The 17977-nt window shown below is 65.4% G+C and carries 21 protein-coding genes; 12 read left to right on the top strand and 9 right to left on the bottom strand.

Annotation, left to right across the window (positions count from 1 at the left end; all coding sequences use genetic code 11):
- Nucleotides 1-5: 5 nt before the first annotated feature.
- Genes HAP40_RS08720 through HAP40_RS08710 form a run of 3 tightly spaced genes read right to left on the bottom strand, consistent with a single transcriptional unit; the run spans nt 6 to nt 2158 of the window.
- Complete coding sequence (locus HAP40_RS08720; protein ID WP_166818194.1) at nt 6-737, bottom strand: amino acid ABC transporter ATP-binding protein; 732 nt, start codon at nt 735-737, stop codon at nt 6-8.
- Nucleotides 734-1387, bottom strand: a complete 654-nt coding sequence (locus HAP40_RS08715; protein WP_166818195.1) for an amino acid ABC transporter permease — start codon at nt 1385-1387, stop codon at nt 734-736. Before HAP40_RS08715 ends, HAP40_RS08720 begins: the two co-directional genes overlap by 4 nt.
- A 12-nt stretch (nt 1388-1399) precedes the next feature.
- On the bottom strand, nt 1400-2158 hold the full coding sequence (locus HAP40_RS08710) for an ABC transporter substrate-binding protein (protein ID WP_166818196.1): 759 nt from the start codon (nt 2156-2158) through the stop codon (nt 1400-1402).
- Between the two features lie 24 nt (nt 2159-2182).
- Here HAP40_RS08710 and HAP40_RS08705 point away from each other — a divergent pair, with 24 nt between their 5' ends.
- Together HAP40_RS08705 and HAP40_RS08700 are read left to right on the top strand one after the other, a co-directional pair.
- Nucleotides 2183-2320: a hypothetical protein gene (locus HAP40_RS08705; protein ID WP_166818197.1), complete on the top strand. Its 138-nt coding sequence runs from the start codon at nt 2183-2185 to the stop codon at nt 2318-2320.
- Nucleotides 2321-2339: 19 nt separating this feature from the next.
- A complete protein-coding gene (locus HAP40_RS08700) occupies nt 2340-2987 on the top strand; it encodes a cupin domain-containing protein (protein ID WP_166818198.1) in 648 nt (215 codons plus the stop codon).
- Between the two features lie 100 nt (nt 2988-3087).
- Here HAP40_RS08700 and HAP40_RS08695 read toward each other — a convergent pair whose 3' ends face one another.
- Both HAP40_RS08695 and HAP40_RS08690 read right to left on the bottom strand, forming a co-directional pair.
- Nucleotides 3088-4353, bottom strand: a complete 1266-nt coding sequence (locus HAP40_RS08695) for a D-amino acid dehydrogenase (protein ID WP_166818199.1) — start codon at nt 4351-4353, stop codon at nt 3088-3090.
- Between the two features lie 72 nt (nt 4354-4425).
- Nucleotides 4426-5754 carry an aspartate aminotransferase family protein gene (locus HAP40_RS08690; protein WP_166818200.1) on the bottom strand — a complete coding sequence of 443 codons (1329 nt, stop codon included), beginning with the start codon at nt 5752-5754 and terminating at the stop codon, nt 4426-4428.
- A gap of 159 nt (nt 5755-5913) precedes the next feature.
- On the opposite strand from HAP40_RS08690, the gene HAP40_RS08685 reads away from it, so the two are divergent.
- On the top strand, nt 5914-6462 hold the full coding sequence (locus tag HAP40_RS08685; protein ID WP_008561958.1) for a cupin domain-containing protein: 549 nt from the start codon (nt 5914-5916) through the stop codon (nt 6460-6462).
- A gap of 180 nt (nt 6463-6642) precedes the next feature.
- A complete protein-coding gene (locus HAP40_RS08680) occupies nt 6643-6795 on the top strand; it encodes a hypothetical protein (RefSeq protein WP_166818201.1) in 153 nt (50 codons plus the stop codon).
- A 41-nt stretch (nt 6796-6836) separates the two neighbouring features.
- Here the strand turns inward: HAP40_RS08680 and HAP40_RS08675 are convergent, their stop codons facing one another.
- The 3 genes from HAP40_RS08675 to HAP40_RS08665 are packed head-to-tail and all read right to left on the bottom strand — an operon-like array spanning nt 6837 to nt 10640.
- On the bottom strand, nt 6837-9098 hold the full coding sequence (locus HAP40_RS08675; protein WP_166818202.1) for a xanthine dehydrogenase family protein molybdopterin-binding subunit: 2262 nt from the start codon (nt 9096-9098) through the stop codon (nt 6837-6839).
- Nucleotides 9091-10146: an FAD binding domain-containing protein gene (locus HAP40_RS08670; protein ID WP_166818203.1), complete on the bottom strand. Its 1056-nt coding sequence runs from the start codon at nt 10144-10146 to the stop codon at nt 9091-9093. The genes HAP40_RS08675 and HAP40_RS08670 overlap by 8 nt, the downstream gene beginning before the upstream one ends.
- Nucleotides 10143-10640 carry a (2Fe-2S)-binding protein gene (locus HAP40_RS08665; protein ID WP_166818204.1) on the bottom strand — a complete coding sequence of 166 codons (498 nt, stop codon included), beginning with the start codon at nt 10638-10640 and terminating at the stop codon, nt 10143-10145. The genes HAP40_RS08670 and HAP40_RS08665 overlap by 4 nt, the downstream gene beginning before the upstream one ends.
- A gap of 252 nt (nt 10641-10892) precedes the next feature.
- Between HAP40_RS08665 and HAP40_RS08660 the strand changes: the two genes are divergently transcribed.
- Together HAP40_RS08660 and HAP40_RS08655 are read left to right on the top strand one after the other, a co-directional pair.
- Nucleotides 10893-11531 carry a TetR/AcrR family transcriptional regulator gene (locus tag HAP40_RS08660; RefSeq protein WP_208024952.1) on the top strand — a complete coding sequence of 213 codons (639 nt, stop codon included), beginning with the start codon at nt 10893-10895 and terminating at the stop codon, nt 11529-11531.
- 66 nt (nt 11532-11597) lie between these two features.
- Entirely contained in the window at nt 11598-12005 is a 408-nt protein-coding gene (locus HAP40_RS08655; RefSeq protein ID WP_166818206.1) for a DUF4864 domain-containing protein, read from the top strand.
- Here the strand turns inward: HAP40_RS08655 and HAP40_RS08650 are convergent.
- Nucleotides 12002-13267 (bottom strand): MFS transporter, encoded by a 1266-nt coding sequence (locus HAP40_RS08650; protein ID WP_166818207.1) that lies wholly within the window; start codon nt 13265-13267, stop codon nt 12002-12004. The genes HAP40_RS08655 and HAP40_RS08650 overlap by 4 nt on opposite strands.
- A gap of 152 nt (nt 13268-13419) precedes the next feature.
- Here HAP40_RS08650 and HAP40_RS08645 point away from each other — a divergent pair, with 152 nt between their 5' ends.
- The 6 genes from HAP40_RS08645 (at nt 13420) to HAP40_RS08620 (ending at nt 17820) form a co-directional block, all read left to right on the top strand.
- Complete coding sequence (locus tag HAP40_RS08645; protein ID WP_166818208.1) at nt 13420-13860, top strand: hypothetical protein; 441 nt, start codon at nt 13420-13422, stop codon at nt 13858-13860.
- A gap of 73 nt (nt 13861-13933) precedes the next feature.
- Nucleotides 13934-14218, top strand: a complete 285-nt coding sequence (locus tag HAP40_RS08640) for a hypothetical protein (RefSeq protein WP_166818209.1) — start codon at nt 13934-13936, stop codon at nt 14216-14218.
- Between the two features lie 9 nt (nt 14219-14227).
- The gene (locus HAP40_RS08635) at nt 14228-15649 is read left to right on the top strand and encodes a TolC family protein (RefSeq protein WP_166818210.1); all 1422 of its coding nucleotides are present in this window, start codon (nt 14228-14230) and stop codon (nt 15647-15649) included.
- Between the two features lie 13 nt (nt 15650-15662).
- The gene (locus HAP40_RS08630) at nt 15663-17000 is read left to right on the top strand and encodes a copper oxidase (RefSeq protein WP_166818211.1); all 1338 of its coding nucleotides are present in this window, start codon (nt 15663-15665) and stop codon (nt 16998-17000) included.
- A gap of 29 nt (nt 17001-17029) precedes the next feature.
- Entirely contained in the window at nt 17030-17485 is a 456-nt protein-coding gene (locus HAP40_RS08625; RefSeq protein WP_166818212.1) for a cupredoxin domain-containing protein, read from the top strand.
- A 17-nt stretch (nt 17486-17502) separates the two neighbouring features.
- Nucleotides 17503-17820, top strand: a complete 318-nt coding sequence (locus HAP40_RS08620) for a copper-binding protein (protein WP_166818213.1) — start codon at nt 17503-17505, stop codon at nt 17818-17820.
- Nucleotides 17821-17977 lie beyond the last annotated feature (157 nt).

The following is a 17977-nucleotide window of genomic DNA, read 5'->3' as shown; positions in this document are numbered from 1 at the left end:
ACCGATCAGAGCGGATGCAGCACCCGGCGCAAAAAGTCCTGCGTGCGCGGATGCTGGGGTTGATTGAGCAGCGCCTTGGCCGGCCCCTGCTCGACGATGACGCCGCCGTCGATGAACAGCACGCGGTCGGCGACGTCGCGGGCAAAGCCCATCTCGTGGGTGACGACGACCATGGTCATGCCGTCGTCCGCGAGCTTGCGCATCACGCCGAGCACATCGCCGACCAGCTCAGGGTCGAGCGCCGAGGTCGGCTCGTCGAACAGGATCGCCTTGGGCTGCATCGCCAGCGCCCGCGCGATCGCGACGCGCTGTTGCTGGCCGCCGGAGAGCTGCGGCGGATGCGCATCCGCCTTCTCGGCGAGCCCGACCTGGGCGAGCAGTGCGCGGCCACGCTCCAGCGCCTGCGCGCGCGGCTCCTTCTTCACGAAGAGCGGCCCCTCGACCACGTTCTCCAGCGCCGTGCGATGGGGGAACAGGTTGAAGCGCTGGAACACCATCGAGACCTGGGTGCGGATGGCAACGATCGACGGCGCATCGCGGTCGACCTTCAGGCCTTCGACGCTGATCTCGCCGCGGTCGTAGCTTTCAAGCCCGTTGATACAGCGCAGGATGGTCGACTTGCCCGAGCCGGAGGGGCCGATGATACAAACCACCTCGCCCTTCTGCACGGACGCCGTGATGCCTTTGAGCACCTCGACCTTGCCAAAGCTCTTGTGGACGTCGTTCAGCTCGATCATCGCTTGCCGGCCCGTTTCTCGAAGTGACGGACCAGCAGGATCAGCGGGATGCTCATGGTGAGATACATCAGCGCCACGAGGGTGAAGACGCTGGTGTTCTTGAAGGTGGATGACGCGATCAGCTTGCCTTGCAGGGCAAGCTCGGCGACCGTGATGGTGGAAGCCTGCGAGGAATCCTTCAGCATCATGATCATCACGTTGCCGTAAGGAGGCAGCACGATGCGCACCGCCTGCGGCAGCACCACGCGGCGCATGGTGAGCCACCAGCCCATGCCGATCGACTGTGCCGCCTCGATCTGCCCCTTGTCGATCGCCTCGATGCCCGCCCGGAAATTCTCCGCCTGGTAGGCCGAATAGGCGATGCCGAGCCCGAGGATCGCGGCCTGCAAGGCCGAGAGCGTGACGCCGAGTTCAGGCATCACGAAATAGAGGTAGAACAGCAGCACGATGATCGGGATGCCGCGGATCACATTGATCAGGCTGGCGCTGAGCATCGACAGCACCTTGATGCCGGAGACCCGCATCATTGCCCAGATCAGGCCCAGCACCGTCGAGAGCAGCAGCGAGCCGATGGTGACGATGATCGTCAGCGCGACGCCGTTCAACAGGATCGGGAAGAATTCGACGGCGTCGTGCCAGAAGCCTTTCATCGTGCAGCCTGGTCAACCCTGTGCCTTCAGGCCCCATTTGTCGAGGATCTTGTCGATGGTGCCGTTGGCCTTCAGCTTCGCCAGCGAGGCGTTGATCTTGCCGAGCAGCGCAGCTTCGCCCTTGCGAACGCCGATGCCGACCGAGCCGACGGTCACCGGCTTGTAGCCGTCGACGAGACGCACCTCGGGGAAGCCGCCCTGCTTCAGATTGTAGGCGAGGATCGGATAGTCGGCGTAGCCGGCCTTGAGGCGTCCGGTATTCACGTCGCGCAGGATGTCGGGGATGGTGTCGTAGGCCTTCACCTCGGCGAACAGGCCGGTTTTCTTCAGCGCGTCGACGAAGGCGGTGCCGACCTGGGCGCCGACCGTCTGGCCCTTGAGATCATCCTGCGTGGCATAGGCCTTGGTATCGCTCTTCGGCACCACCAAGCCTTCGCCATAGGTATAGATCGGATCGGAGAAGTCGACGACCTCTTTCCGCGGCGGCGTGATGAACATCGCGGCCGCGATGATGTCGATCTTGCTCGAGGTCAACGACGGGATCAGCGCCGAGAACTGCATCGGCTCGATCTGCACGTTGAAGCCGGCGTCCTTGCCGACTTCGGTGACGAGATCGACCATGATGCCCTGAATGGTGTTGGTCTTGGTGTCGAGGAAGGTGAAGGGAATGCCCGTCGGGGTCGAGCCGACTTTCAACACCTGCTGCGCCGAAGCCGGCGTCACCGCTGCAATTGCCAGTGCCGCGACCGCGGCCAGACCAAAACGCTTCATTGCATCCCCCTGTGGGCCTGGCCGATGGCGGCGCTCGCACTTGCCGTGATCGCCGACATTGCGGGCCAAGCCGTTTCGGCCTATTTTCACCAATATGAAAATTTGGTCACATTTTTGTGGATCACGCAAGCGGTTTTCATGCACATGAAGGAAGCGATCTGACGTGAGCGGTGGCAAAAGAATGCGCAAACCCGCCGCCGCAAGGCCGGCGAGGAAGCCGAAGGCCAGAACCAAGGCCGTCACCAAACCCAGGGAGCCCGCGATGGATGTCGCGGTCGGCCGCCACATCAGGGATCTCCGGCGCGTCAGGCAATTCTCGCTGGAAACGGTCGCGGCGCGCACCGCGCTGTCGATCGGCTTTCTCAGCCAGATCGAGCGCGGCCTGTCATCACCCTCGCTGCGCGTGCTGGCAACGCTGGCGGACGTGTTCGGCGTCGGCATCGCCGCGCTGTTCGGCGCGAGCCCGAGTGCCGACGGTGCATCTGACCAGGTGGTGACACGCGGGCTGCAACGGCCCGAATTGAAACTCTGGCGCACCGGCGTGTCCAAGCAATTGCTGAGCCCGGCAAGCGCCGACAACAAACTGAACCTGTTCCTGGTGCATCTGGATCCCGGCGGCTCAACCGGCGACGAGCTCTACACCCATGACGGCGAAGAGGCCGGCCTCGTGCTCGAAGGCGAGATGATGCTGACGGTGGACAGCGAGACATGGTCGCTGAAGAGCGGGGATAGTTTCAGATTTGCGAGCCGGCGGCCGCACCGGTTTTCAAATCCGGCCGAGGATGCGAAGGCCGTTGTGCTCTGGGTGAATTGCGTGACGGGGGCGTAGTAGCCGGTTGCTGTCATTCCGGAGCGCCTCGAAGAGGCGAACCCGGAATCTCGAGATTCCGGGCTCGATGCTTCGCATCGCTCCGGAATGATAGCGTCAATCACCCGAACCGGTGCTTGTACCGCTCCACCGTCAGCGCGCTGACGTCGATGTCCGGCTTCCTGCCCGACAGCATGTCGGCAAGCACGCGCCCCGAGCCGCAGGACATGGTCCAGCCCAGCGTACCGTGGCCGGTGTTGAGGTGGAGATTGGCGTATTGCGTCGGGCCGATCACCGGCGGGCCGTCCGGGGTCATCGGGCGCAGGCCGCTCCAGAACGTCGCCTTGGCGAGATCGCCGCCGCGCGGGAACAGATCGGTCAGCGAATGATCGAGCGTGGCGCGGCGGGCGTCGTAGAGCTTGTCCGAATAGCCCGAGATTTCCGCGGTGCCGCCGACGCGGATGCGATTGCCGAGGCGCGTGATCGCGACCTTGTAGCTCTCGTCCATCACGGTGGATTCCGGCGCACCGGAGGCGTCCTTGATCGGCACCGTGATCGAATAGCCCTTCACCGGATAGACCGGCAGCGAAATGCCGAGCGGCGCCACGAGGCGCGACGACCAGCTGCCGAGCGCGAGCACGTAAGCGTCGGCCTGCAACAAGCCGGCACTGGTCGCAACACCGCTGACACGCGCGCCGTCGGTGACGATGCGGTCGATGCCGGTGTTGAACATGAAGCGCACGCCAAGCGCCTCGGCATGCTTGGCCAGCGCCCGCGTGAACATGTGGCAGTCGCCGGTTTCGTCCTGCGGCAGGCGAAGCCCACCGACGAACTTCTCCTTCACGCCTGATAGCGCCGGCTCGACCGCGATACAGCCCTCGCGGCTCAGCACCTCGAAGGGAACACCGTATTGCTTGAGCACGGCGATGTCCTCGGCCGTGCCGTCGAGCTGGGCCTGGTAGCGGAACAGCTGGAGCGTGCCTTGCGAGCGCTCGTCATATTGAATGCCGATGTCGCGCCTGAGATCGCGCAGGGAATCGCGGCTGTATTCCGCGATCGGGATCATCCGGCTCTTATTGACCGCGTAGCGCGCACTGGTGCAGTTGCGCAGCATCTTGAGCAGCCAGACCCACATGACGGGATCGAGCTTGGGCCGGACCACCAGCGGCCCATGCTTCATCAAGAGCCACTTGACCGCCTTCACCGGCACGCCGGGGCCTGCCCAGGGCGAGGAATAGCCGGGCGACACCTCGCCGGCGTTGGCGAAGGAGGTCTCCAGTGCCGGCTCCGGCTGACGGTCGACGACCGTCACCTCGTGGCCGGCACGCGCCAGGTAGTAGGCAGAGGTGACACCGATGACACCGCTGCCGAGGATCAGGACTTTCACGCTTCGTCAAACTCCCGCGGCATCACGGCTCGCCGCTGCAAGAAAAGCACTCCGCAACGGCGAGAGCAATTATCACGCCACCTTCTTGATGGCGTCGCCGAGGATCGAGACCATCTGGTCGATGTGGCTCTTCTCGACGATCAGCGGGGGCGACATCGCGAAGCTGTCGCCGCTCATGCGCAGGTAAAGGCCGGTGTTGAAGCAGTCGACCATGACGTCGTAGCCGCGGGCACCGACGACGCCGTCGCGCGGGGCGAGCTCGACCGCACCCATCAGGCCGCAATTGCGGATGTCGACGACGTTCGGCAGCCCCTTCAGCGAATGCAGCGCATCGCGCCAGTAATCCGCCATCGACGCACCGCGCGTGAGCAGGCCTTCGTCCTTGTAGATGTCGAGCGTCGCGATGCCGGCCGCGCAGGCGGTCGGATGCGCCGAATAGGTGTAGCCGTGGAACAGCTCCATCTGGCTCTCCGGACCGACCATCATGCCGTCATGCACCTTGCGGCTCGCGAACACCGCGCCACAGGGAATGGTGCCGTTGGTGATGCCCTTGGCCGTCGTCATCAGGTCCGGCGTGACGCCGAAGAAGTTGGCGGCGAACGGCGTGCCGAGTCGGCCGAAGCCGGTGATGACCTCGTCGAAGATCAGGAGAATGCCGTGCTTGTCGCAGATCTCGCGCAGGCGCTGCAGATAGCCCTTCGGCGGCGGCAGCACCGCGGTCGAGCCCGGCACCGGCTCGACGATGACGGCAGCGATGGTCTCGGCACCGTGCAGGCCGACCAGGCGCTCGAGATCGTCGGCGAGCTCGGCGCCATGCTCGGGCTGGTCCTTGGCGAAGGCGTTGCGGGTGAGATCGTGGGTGTGGCGGATGTGGTCGACGCCCGGCAGCAGGGTCGCGAAGGCGCGGCGGTTGGCGACCATGCCGCCGACCGACGTACCGCCGAAGCCGACGCCGTGATAGCCGCGCTCGCGGCCGATTAGGCGGGTCCGGCTCGACTGGCCATTGGCGCGGTGATAGGCGAGCGCGATCTTGAGAGCGGTATCGACCGACTCGGAGCCCGAGTTGGTGAAGAAGACGCGATCGAGACCCTTCGGCGCGATCTCGGCGAGGCGCTCGGCGAAGTCGAAGGCCAGCGGATGGCCCATCTGGAATGTCGGCGCGAAGTCCAGCGTCATGAGCTGCCGCTCGACCGCCGCGGCGATCTGCTTGCGGCCGTGGCCGGCATTGACGCACCAGAGACCGGCGGAGCCGTCGATCACCTTGCGGCCGTCGACGGTGGTGTAGTGCATGCCCTCGGCCGAGGAGAACAGGCGCGGCGCCTTCTTGAACTGCCGGTTGGCCGTGAACGGCATCCAGAACGAGTCGGTCTTGATAGTGTTCGGAATCTGATGAAGGGTCACGGCCGCGCTCCTTTGCTGACCTGCTAGCAGAGCCACGGCTGCGCAGGCGCAACAAGTCCTTTTCTGGTGACCTGCAAGCCATTGATTTCACTATGGCTGCCGGTCCATATTTGCGCGATCCGCAACACCTGCAACACATGGCTACGCAAGGACCGGAACATGAGCGTCGACATCGGCGGACGGCTGCGATTCATCCGGGCGCGCCACAAGCTGTCGCAGCGCGAACTCGCCAAGCGCGCCGGCGTCACCAATTCGACGATCTCGCTGATCGAATCCAACCAGATGAACCCGTCGGTCGGCGCGCTCAAGCGCATCCTCGACGGCATCCCGATGGGGCTCGCCGAGTTCTTCGCGCTGGAGCCGGAGTCGCGGCGCAAGATCTTCTACCGCGCCGAAGAGCTGACCGAAGTCGGCAAGAAGCCGATCTCCTACCGCCAGATCGGCGACAATCTGTTCGGCCGCAGCCTGCAGATCCTGAAGGAGCGCTACGAACCCGGCAGCGACACCGGGCGCGTCCACCTCGTCCATGACGGCGAGGAAGGCGGTATCGTGATCTCCGGAAAACTCGAGGTGACCGTTGAGGACGAGCGCCGCATCCTCAATCCGGGCGACGCCTATTACTTCGAGAGCCGCCGTCCGCATCGCTTCCGCTGCGTCGGCGGCAAGCCCTGCGAAGTGATCTCGGCCTGCACGCCGCCGACGTTCTGACACGCGTGTGTTATCCGTGATCTTACGGGGCCACCGGTATCTTACGGAGCTCGAGGCATCTCAATTTCCACGAGCCGAACCTCTATATGAGGCGAACGGTAGCCGGGCAGCCGTGGCTTGCGGCTCCGGACACTCAAGCAACTCCTTGGAAACTCCGGGGCTTCGTAACAGGGCTCGCAGATGAAAACCGCTCTCGCTTATGCAGAAGCTGCGCTCGAGGAAGTTCAGCGCGACACCGACAAGCTCCACTCGCGCGAGCTGCGTGACGCCATCGCGAAATACATCGAGGCGCAGCGAAAGCAGATCAAGGCCCTGCGCAGGATGATCAACTGACCGTCGCGGCGGAGCGAGGAGGTCTCGCCCCGCCTGCCGCATCAGCGCTGCACCAGCAATTCCTCGATCCGGATCGGAAAGCGGCGGACCCGTACGCCAGTCGCATGCCAGACCGCGTTGGCGACGGCGCCGGCGCTGCCGGTGATGCCGATCTCGCCCACGCCCTTGATGCCGAGCGCGTTCACGTGCGGATCATGCTCCTCGACCGTGATCACGTCGAGCGGCGGCACGTCGGCATTCACGGGGATATGGTACTCGCCGAGATTGGCATTCATGATCCGGCCGGTACGCCGGTCGGTGACCGCCTCCTCGTGCAGTGCGAAGGACAGGCCCCAGATCATGCCGCCGAACAGCTGGCTCTGCACCATCCGAGGATTGACGATGCGTCCCGCCGCGAAGGCGCCGACCATACGGGTGACGCGAACCTGACCGAGCTCGGGGTCGACCTTCACCTCCGCGAACACCGCGCCGTGGGCATGCATGGCGTATTCTTCCATCGCCGCCGGGTTCGGCGCGCCGGTCCCGCGGGCCTCGATCTCGACAATGCCGGCGCGCGCGAGGATCTCGACATAGCTCTCGCCACGGCTCTCGTCGTCGCGCCGGGTCAAACGACCGTTGCGCGCGATCACACCGGCATTACCCGCGCCGAACAGCGGCGAGCGCTCGTCATTGGTGGCGAGATTGGCGAGCTTGGCAACGACGGCCGCACCGGCGCTGTGGATCGCAGCGCCCGCCGTTGCCGTATGCGCCGAGCCGCCGGCAATGCCTGCGTCGGGCAGGTCGGATGAACCGGCCTTGAACTCGACCCGATCGATAGCGAGACCGAGTTCATCCGCCGCGATCTGGGCAAGCGCGGTCCAGGCGCCCTGCCCCATGTCATGTGCGCCGATCTCCATCGCACCGGAGCCGTCAAGGCGGAGAACAGCACGTGCCTCGGCCTGGAACATCAGCGCGGGGAACGTCGCAGTGCCCATCCCCCAGCCGACCAGAAGTCCGGCGTCGTCGCGCATCTGTTTGGGCTGGAGCGAGCGCTTCGCCCAGCCGAAACGCGCTGCGCCCTGATCGTAGCAGGCACGCAGCGCTTTCGAGGAGAACGGTTTTCCCGTGATCGGCTCGACCTCGGCATAGTTCTTCAGGCGGAAGGCGAGCGGATCCATGCCGCAGGCCCAGGCCATCTCGTCGATCGCACTTTCGAGTGCGATCGAGCCAGTCGCTTCACCGGGCGCGCGCATGAACAGCGGCGTGCCGGTGTTCACGCGCACCGCGTCGTGCGAGGTGCGGATCGCCGGCGCCGCGTAGAGCGTGTGCGAGGCATCGGCTGCGGGTTCATAGAAGTCGTCGAACGTGCTCGACACGGTCCGCGCGTGATGATCGAGCGCGGTCAAGCGCCCTTCGCTATCGGCGCCGATGCGCAAGCGCTGCCGCGTCGGCGCGCGATGGCCGACCGGGCCGTACATCTGCTCGCGACGCAGCACGAGCTTCACCGGTTTGCCGACCAGCTTTGCCGCCATGATGCCGAGGACCGGCGGGCCGGCCATCAGTCCCTTCGAGCCGAAGCCGCCGCCGAGGAACGGGCTGCGGATGTGGATCTTGTCGTGCGCGATGCCGAACAGCTCGGCGACGCGCGCCAGCGACAGCATCAGGCCCTGGGTCGGCATATCGATCTGCAGATTGTCGCCGTTCCAGTGAGCGACGATCGCATGCGGCTCCATCGCGTTGTGATATTGCGGTGGCGTCTCGTAAGTCGCGTCGATCTGCTTGTCGGCCGAGGCGAGGCCCGCCTCGACATCGCCGCGATGGTTTTCAGTGGGATTGCCGACGCCGACTACCGGCGGCACGTAGCTCTCGCCGGCATCGAGGCCGACCAGCGCGGGCAGCGCTTCGTAACGCGGCGCCAGCAGCAGCGCGCCTTCCGTTGCGGCTTCCAGCGTCTCCGCGATCACGACGGCGATCGGCTGGTTGGCGTAGCGGACCTCGTTGCTCTGCAAGACCTCCATCCGGAACACGAACGGATTGGTCTTGATCTCGGGGTCGATCGCAAGCTGCGGCTTGTGGTCCGGCGTCATGACATCGACGACGCCGGGATGGCGCTTCGCGGCGGCGACATCGAGCGAGGTAACACGGCCGTGCGCGATGCCGGCGACGGCCAGCACCGCGAATAGCATGCCGGTCGGATGATTGTCCGCGGCATAGGTCGCCTGCCCCTTGACCTTGAGGACGCCGTCGCGGCGAGTCAGTGGCTGGCCGATGTTCGAGCCGTGGCGCAGATGAGCAGGCGCGCTTGAGAGGTTGAGCTCAGGCATGGATGGCTCCAGACGTCGAGGCAAAGGGAGAGGCCGGCAGCGCGGGAAGACGCGCGGGCGTGCCGGCCGCGGCAAGGGTCAGCGCGCGCACGACGATGCGCCGCGCGAGATCGATCTTGAAGGCGTTGTCGCCGGACGGCTTGGCGTCGGCGAGCGCGCGCCAGGCGGCTTCCTGGAAGGCGTCGGCCGTGGGCGCCACGCCCTTGAGCACGTCTTCGGCGGCGCGAGCGCGCCAGGGTTTTGCGGCGACGCCGCCGAGGGCAAGCCGTGCCTCGGCGATCTTGCCGTTCTCGATCCGCAACGCTGCGGCGGCCGAGACGATGGCGAAGGCGTAGGAGGTTCGTTCGCGAACCTTGAGGTAGCGCGCATGCCCGGCAAAGCCGCGCGCCGCAGGCGGCAGCCGCACCGAGACGATGAGGTCGCCGGGCTCGAGCGCGGACTCACGCTCCGGCGTATCGCCGGGCAGGCGGTGCAGCTCGGCGAGCGCGATCTCGCGCCGGCCGTTTCTGCCCTCGATCTCGACGATTGCGTCGAGCGCGACCAGCGGCACGCAGAAGTCGGACGGATGCGTGGCGATGCAGCTCTCGCTCCAGCCCAGCACGGCATGGCCGCGGTTCTCGCCCTGGCGGGCGTCGCAGCCGCTGCCGGCCTCGCGCCTGTTGCAGCGGCTCGCGGTGTCGTAGAAATACGCGCAGCGCGTCCGCTGCAGGAGATTGCCGCCGACCGTCGCGGCGTTGCGCAGTTGTGCGGAAGCACCGGAGAGCAGCGCTTCGGCCACCGCCGGATACGACCTTGCGAATTCGGTATCGTGTGCGAGATCGGCGTTGCTGACGAGTGCGCCGATGCGCAAAGACCCGTCGGCGAGGCGCTCGATCCCGTCGAGCCCTTCGAGATGCGTGACGTCGACGAGACGATCCGGGCGGCTGATATTGCCCTTCATCAGATCGAGCAGATTGGTGCCCGCGGCGAGATAGACGGCGCCCGGCTGGGCCGCGGCGGCAACGGCCTCGCCGACCGTGGCGGGCCTGACGTAATCGAACGGCTTCATGCGGAGCGCCTCTGGTTGGATTCGTCCATGCGATCTTGTGCGTCGAGCACGGCATCGACGATGCCGGCATAGGCGCCGCAGCGGCATAGATTGCCGCTCATGCATTCACGGATGCGCTCGGGATCGTTGCCGGCCTGCGCCTCGCTCATCATGCCGATGGCGCTCATGATCTGGCCTGGCGTGCAGAAGCCGCACTGAAAGCCGTCATGGGCGATGAAGGCAGCCTGCACTGGATGAAGCTGGTCGCCGCGCGCAACGCCTTCGATGGTGAGGATGTCGGCGCCGTCATGGCTGATGGCGAGCGCAAGGCAGGAATTGATCCGCTTGCCGTCGACCAGAATGGTGCAGGCGCCGCACTGGCCGCGATCGCATCCCTTCTTGGTTCCGGTGAGATGGAGGCGCTCACGCAACAGATCGAGCAGCGTGACGCGCGGATCGTCGAGGACGAAGTCGCGCCGCGCACCGTTCACGGTGAGGCTGATGGAGGGGTTCATACAAGGCTCCGATCAGATATGGACATGAGTGATCGCGCGGCGCGCCACCGCCGTGGCCGCCGTCGAATTCGACCCGCCCGGACATGACCCGGACGAGCACACGAGCGAAGATACGGAGGCACCCTCCGCTTAACAAGGGCTGCCCGAAAATATTTGGAATTGGTCGAAAGCCTGTGCGCTACCAACGCGATGCAGCCCCACAAGGGTTCAGCGAGGGTTCAATCTAACCAATTCGTGATCTACATTGCCGGCATGGACGACCAGACCGACCGGACCCGAAAGCCCCGTGCCGATGCCGTGCGCAATCGCGAACGCGTGCTCGAAGCGGCAAAGGTCGTGTTCAACGCGGGCGGCCCCGAGGCGAGCCTCGAGGCCGTCGCGAAACGCGCCGGCGTCGGCATCGGCACGCTCTATCGGCATTTCCCGACACGCGAAGATCTGTTCGAGGCGGTGTATCGCCGCGAGGTCGAGCAGCTCAGCGAGCTTGCCGAGCATCTACGCAGTGCCAAGGACCCGGTCGATGCGCTACGCCGCTGGCTGCGCTCAGCCGTCGAATTCGTTGCCACGAAGAAGGGCATGTCAGCCGCGCTGGCGCTGACCTATCAGAGCTCGTCGGAGCTCGCGGCGTTCTCGATGGACCGGCTGACCAAGGCGATCGGGTCCCTGCTCGACCGCGCTGTCGAAGCCGGCCAGATGCGCGGCGATATCAGCCCGGAAGACCTGCTCAGGGCCTTGATCGGCATGTGCTACATGCACGACCAGCCCGGATGGCAATCCTCGGTGCTGCGGATGCTGGACGTGTTCGTCGACGGCCTGCGGGTGCAGCCGGCCAGCAAGCCCAAGGCGCGCTCGGCCAAATCCGTAAGGCCGGCGGTGAAACGGAAGCGATAGCGCGCCCGTATTTCCCATGGGGCGTGCTAGGATCAGCATCGCCGGGATTTCAACGCGGAGCCTGTCATGCGCATTGCCGCCTTGCTCGTCGCTCTCATGATCACCCTCGGTGCCGCTCCGGCATTCGCCGACGATATAGCTGCGGCGCAGGGCGTCATCCGCGCCCAGGAGCAAGCATTCGTTCGCGACGATGCGGCTGCGGCCTATTCCCACGCCGCCCCGGCGATTCAGGAGCTCTTCCCCGCACCCGACATCTTCATGTCCATGGTGCAGAACGGCTACGCGCCGGTCTATCGGCACAAGAGTTTCGAGTTTGGCGACAGCAAGGCCGAAGGCAGCTGGATCGCCCAGCGCGTCCATATCGTCGACGCCAATGGCGAGGCCTGGGAAGCGCTGTATACGCTCGAGCGGCAACCAGACGGCAGCTACAAGATCACCGGCTGCTCGCTGCTGAAGGCGGGACAGGCGGTCTAGGTTGCAAAACCCGGCCCTGTCTTGACCGAGCCCATCCGCGAGCGGATCAACAGCAACACGACGATGCCGATATTGAGGGCATTCCACGCCACGCCGTTCGCGAACGCCGCGCCGTAGGAGCCGGTGGCGTCGAAGATCATCCCCGACACCCAGCCGCCGAAGGACATGCCGAACACGGAGGCGAAGATCACGATGCCGACGCGGGTTGCGGCTTCGCTCGCCGGCATCGCCTCGCGCACGATGATTGCATAGCTCGGCACGATGCCGCCCTGGAACAGGCCGAACATCGCGGAGATCAGGTAAAGTGACGTGAGGCTGTCGAAGAACAGATAGAAGACGAGCGCAAAGCCCTGTGCCAGCGATCCCACCAGCAGCGTGCGGATGCCGCCGATCTTGTCGGCAAGGAAGCCCGAGCCGATCCGGCTGACGATGCCGCAGGCCATCATCAGCGACAGCATCTCGGCGCCCCGCGCCACGCCATAGCCGAGATCGCCGCAATAGGCGACGATATGCACCTGCGGCATCGCCATTGCGACGCAGCAGGAGATGCTGGCGATCGACAGCAGCACGGTCAGCGTGTTGGTCGACAGCTTGAGGTCGACCCGCGGCGGCGGCGCATTGGCGTGATCGTGCGCCTTGTCGTCGCCCATCTGCGCGCGCAGGACCAGCACCAGGATGGTCATCAGGCTGACGCAGACGAGCCCGATACCGACATGAGTGTAGCGCCAGCCGATCTCCTGCATGCCCCAGTTCACGAGCGGCGGCCACATGGTTCCGGCGAAATAATTGCCGCTCGCGACGATCGTCACGGCAAGGCCGCGATAGCGCTCGAACCAGTGCGAGGCCTCCGCCATCAGCGGCGCGAAGGTCGCCGAGGTTCCGAGCCCGATCAGGAAGTAGGCCGCCACGAATTGCCAGAGTTGCGCAGACAGGCCCGCGAGCACATTGGCGACGCCGAGAAAGGCAATGCTGATCGCCATCGCCGGCACGATGCCGAACCGGTCGGTGATCTTGCCGGCGATGACGCCGCCAAGCCCGAAACCGAACATCATCAGCGTGAAGGCCAGCGACACCGCGCCGCGCGTGGCGGCGAATTCGGCCTGCACCGCGGGGATCATGACCACGATCGCCCACATGCCGACGCCGCCGATCGAACCGATCACGAGCGCAATGACAAGCCGCATCCAGGCCTGACGGGAATCAGGGCGGAATGAATCAGGCGTTTGTCCCGGATGATTTGGTGCGTGCACGGGGCGGAACATGACCCGCGGATCGCCGCAGGGTCAAGCATCGTGGCGCGATATTGGGCATGCGCGGTGCACTGCGGTAAGAAGGAGCTTGGCGAACGCGCGTTTTGCCACTAATTTGCAATCAGCGTGCGCAACATTGACCGCGCGAGGAGCATATCTACGGAATGTTGCTGCGATCGACGCGATCGATGCGGATCAGGGTGGGGAGACTTGTTGCCCTCGCCTATCTGTTCTGCGTGCTCGCGCCCGCGGCGGCCCTCGCTTGGGGCAGCGGTGCGGCACCGTGTCTTACCGACGAAGCAGCCGTTGCCGATCTCGTGCCGGCGCATCACCAGATGTTGGCCGGCCATGACGGCACCTCGCATCACCATGCCGGGTCGCATGCGCATCACCAGACCGCGGCGCAGGATGCACCCGCCCCGCATGATCATGGCGGCAAGGGAACGATGGGACCGTGCTGTGCGATGATGTGCATCAGCGCGTTGCCGGCCGACCTGCCGATCGTCGCGACACCGCTTCAGCCGACATCCGCCTGCGTGCCCGAAATCGTGGCCGGCATGCACGGCGCGGCCTCGCCCCAGCACTACCGTCCCCCCATCGCCTGATCTGACGCGACAACGTCGGGCCGAGCGCGCGTCTGCGCGCGCGAACCTATCGTCTCCAGATCAGGGATGAATCATGCTTACGCTTTCCGGGGCGAAGTCCGCCGCCGCATCCGCGGCACGTGGACGACACCTTCGATTCAATTGGCCGCTGCTGGCCCTGGCCGCGCTGGCGCTGTCGGGCTGCATGCCGGCGACGAACCGGGTCGCCAGCGCCGATCCCGCCGATCCGGCGGCCAAGGTGGCGCCTGTCGGCTATCGCTCGACCGTTGCGCCCTATACCAGCCTGCGGCCTGCGACGCCGGCACCATGGCGCGACCGCAACGACGCCGTGGCGCCGCGCCCCAAGCAAGACCGGTAGGAGCGAGCCATGAAACGCGATTTTGCGCGAGGCCTGCTCGTTCTCGCCGCTCTCGGCCTCTCTGGCTGCGCCGGGTTCTCGCCCGACAGCGGCATGACGACGGTGTCGGAGCTGACGAGCCAGAGCATCAACAAGGATGTTGCCTTCGTGCGAACAGCCGAGGGAGTCGACGCGGTCGACGGGCGCACGCGCCAGTTGCTGTCGCGTACGCTCACCGCAGACACCGCCGTCCAGATCGCGCTGCTCAACAACAAGGGACTACAAGCCGCCTATAACGAGCTGGCGCTGGCCGAGACCGATCTGGTCGAGCAGAGCCTGCCGCCCAATCCGGTGTTCGCGCTATCCCGGATCACTGGCAATGGCGCCAGCGAGATCGAGCGTCAGGTGGTCGGTGATATCCTCGCGCTGGCCACCCTGCCGTTCCGCTCCGATATCGCCCGCGATCGTTTTCACCAGGCTCAATTGCGCGCAGCGCTGGCGACGTTACGGCTCGCCGCCGACGTCCGCCGCGCTTATTGGCGCGCCGTCGCCGGCAACGAGATGGTGGTGCTGCTGACGGACGCAAAGGCGACGGCGGAATCCACTGCACAGCTCGCGGTCAAGCTCGGCGAGACCGGCTCGCTCAACAAGCTCGACCAGGCCCGCGAGCAGGTGTTTTACGCCGAAACCACCGCCGACCTCGTCAATGCACGTCAGACGGCAGCGAGCGCGCGCGAACGGCTCGCGCGCCTGATGGGACTGTGGGACGGCGGCCTCGACTTCCGCCTGCCGAACGCGTTGCTGCCGCTGCCGCGCCGGCCGCTGGCCTTGCCCTCGATCGAGGCCGACGCGGTCGCCCATCGCATCGATTTGCAGATCGCGCGGCTGGAGCTGACGGCGCTGGCGAAATCGCTGAACCTCACCGAGGCGACACGCTTCGTCACGCTGTTCGATCTCGCGGGCATCTCCCGCCGCACCCAGGATCCGGAAGGTCCGCCGTTCCGCGAGCGCGGCTTCGACGTCCAGTTCCAGATCCCGATCTTCGACGGCGGCGAGGTTCGCGTGCGCCAGGCGGCGGAGACCTACAATTTCGCCTTCAATCGCCTGACCGAGCGGGCCGTCAACGTGCGCTCGGAGGCACGCGACGCCTATCGCGTCTACCGCTCCACCTACGACATCGCCAGCCACTACCAGCGCGAGATCATTCCCTTGCGGAAAATCATCACCGAGGAGATGCAGCTGCGCTTCTCCAGCATGCAGGTCGACATCTTTGCACTGCTCACCGAGGCGCGGCAGCGTCTGGCCTCGCTGCGCGGCGCCATCGATGCCAGGCAGAGATTTTTCCTCGCCCAATCCGACTTGCAGGCCGCCGTCAATGGCGGCGGCGCTGCTTCCGGCGGCGACAATTCAACCACCATCGCCGCGGCAGCGCCTGCCGGTGGCGGCCACTGACATGGAGGCATGCATGTTTTCCCGACGAGGATTTTTGGGCGCCGCCGCCCTTGCCGGCGCCTCGGCCATCAGTGGCCGCGTCCAGGCCGCCGCTATTCCGGAAGCTGCGCACATGGACAAGGTGGTGATGCAGCCGCCGCTGCACCCCATCAGCGGCCCCGACTATCGGCCCGTCGTCACGTTGAACGGCTGGTCGCTGCCGTTCCGCATGAACGGCGATTGGAAGGAATTCCATCTCGTCGCCGAACCCGTGGTGCGCGAGTTCGCCGAGGGCATGAAGGTGAATTTGTGGGGCTACAACGGCCAGTCGCCGGGCCCGACGATCGAGGCCGTCGAGGGCGACAAGGTCCGCATCTTCGTCACCAACAGACTGCCCGAGTATACCACTGTGCACTGGCACGGCATGATCATTCCGAGCGGCATGGACGGCGTCGGCGGACTGACCCAGCCGCATATCCAGCCGGGAAAAACCTTCGTCTACGAGTTCGAGATGAAGAAGAGCGGGACCTTCATGTACCACCCGCATTCCGACGAGATGGTGCAGATGGCGATGGGCATGATGGGCATGGTGGTCGTGCATCCCCGCGATCAGCACTTCCGGCCCGTCGACCGCGACTTCGTCTTCGTGATGAGCACCTATCGCGTCGATCCCGGCACCTATCTGCCGCTGGTCAACGAAATGACCGACTTCAACATGTGGACCTGGAATGCGCGGGTGTTTCCCGGCATCGATCCGCTGCCGGTGCGGCTCGGCGACAAGGTGCGCGTGCGTATCGGCAATCTCAGCATGACCAACCATCCGATCCATCTGCACGGCCACAGCTTCGCGGTGACCTGCACCGACGGCGGCTGGATCCCGGAGAGCGCGCAGTATCCGGAAACGACCACGGACGTGCCGGTCGGCGCTATCAGGGTGTTCGACGTGCTCGCCGACAATCCCGGTGACTGGGCGTTCCACTGCCACAAGTCGCATCACACCATGAACGCGATGGGGCACGAGGTGCGCAACCTGATCGGCGTGTCGCGCAAGGATCTCGCCAAGGCCGTCGGCAAGCTCGCGCCTGACAGCATGGCCATGGGCTCGACGGGCATGGCGATGGGCAACATGGAGATGCCCGCGCCCGACAACACTTTGCCGATGATGACCGGCACCGGCCAGTTCGGGCCGATCGAGATGGGCGGAATGTTCACGGTGATGAAGATCCGCGAGGACCTCCCACGCGACGATTACCGCGATCCCGGACCGTACAAGTATCCGCAGGGCACCGTCGCCTACGAAGTGACCGCCCCGGCTGCGGAGCCGGCGCGGCAAAAGCCGGGCAGCCCGCCGATGAAGAACATGAAGATGTGAGCGTTTCGATGAAGCAACAGGAGACTGCAATGAAGAAGACTGCCGGGCTCGGCCTCGCGCTGGCCGCGCTCTCGATCGCGCCGGCCCTCGCCCACGACAAGCACGGGCACGCAACCTTTTCGGCCGGCGAGCCCGGCGATCCCAGGAAGCCGGCGCGCACCATCGAGATCCTGATGAACGAGATGGACTACACGCCCGCGAAAATCGAGGTCAAGCGCGGCGAGCAGATCCGCTTCGTGCTGCGCAATGTCGGCAAGGAAGACCACGAATTCCTGCTCGCCACAACCAAGGAGAATCTCGCGCATGCGGTGGAGATGAAGAAGCATCCGCACATGGAGCATGACGACCCCAATGGGGTGCGGCTCGAGCCGAAGAAGACCGCCGAGATCCTGTGGAAGTTCAGCAAGACCGGCACGTTCGAATTTTCCTGCCTGATCCCCGACCATCGCGACTACGGCATGGTCGGCAACGTCACCGTCAAGTAAGGCGAAAGGAGACACTCATGAACCGCATCATCCGTATCACTGCTGCGCTGGCGCTGACGTCGAGCGTTGTCACCTGCGCCGTTGTCACCGGAGTCCTGGCGGCCGGCGCCGCCTCGATCAGCGGCGAGGTCAAGAAGATCGACGAGAGCGCCGGCAAGATCACGCTCAAGCACGGACCAGCGAAGAGCCTCGGCATGGAGGAGCCCATGACCATGGTCTATCGCGTCAAGGATTCCGCGATGCTCAAGCAGGTGAAGGTCGGCGACAAGGTGACGTTCGAGGCCGAGGAGGCGGCGTCGGGGTACACGGTGACGAGGATGGAGAAGGCGAAGTAGGGGCTGCCAGCCAAAGCCGTCATTCCGGGATGGTCCGAAGGACCAGACCCGGAATCTCGAGATTCCGGGTTCGATGCGGCGCATCGCCCCGGAATGACGCTCTCAGAGCCACCGAAACACCCCGGTCCGTCCCTTCCAACCCCTCCGTTAACCCTTT

It is taken from the genome of Bradyrhizobium sp. 1(2017), assembly GCF_011602485.2.
GTDB lineage: Bacteria > Pseudomonadota > Alphaproteobacteria > Rhizobiales > Xanthobacteraceae > Bradyrhizobium.
The sequence above is the reverse complement of the archived record's forward strand: the minus strand, read 5'-3'. Positions and strand labels throughout refer to the sequence as shown.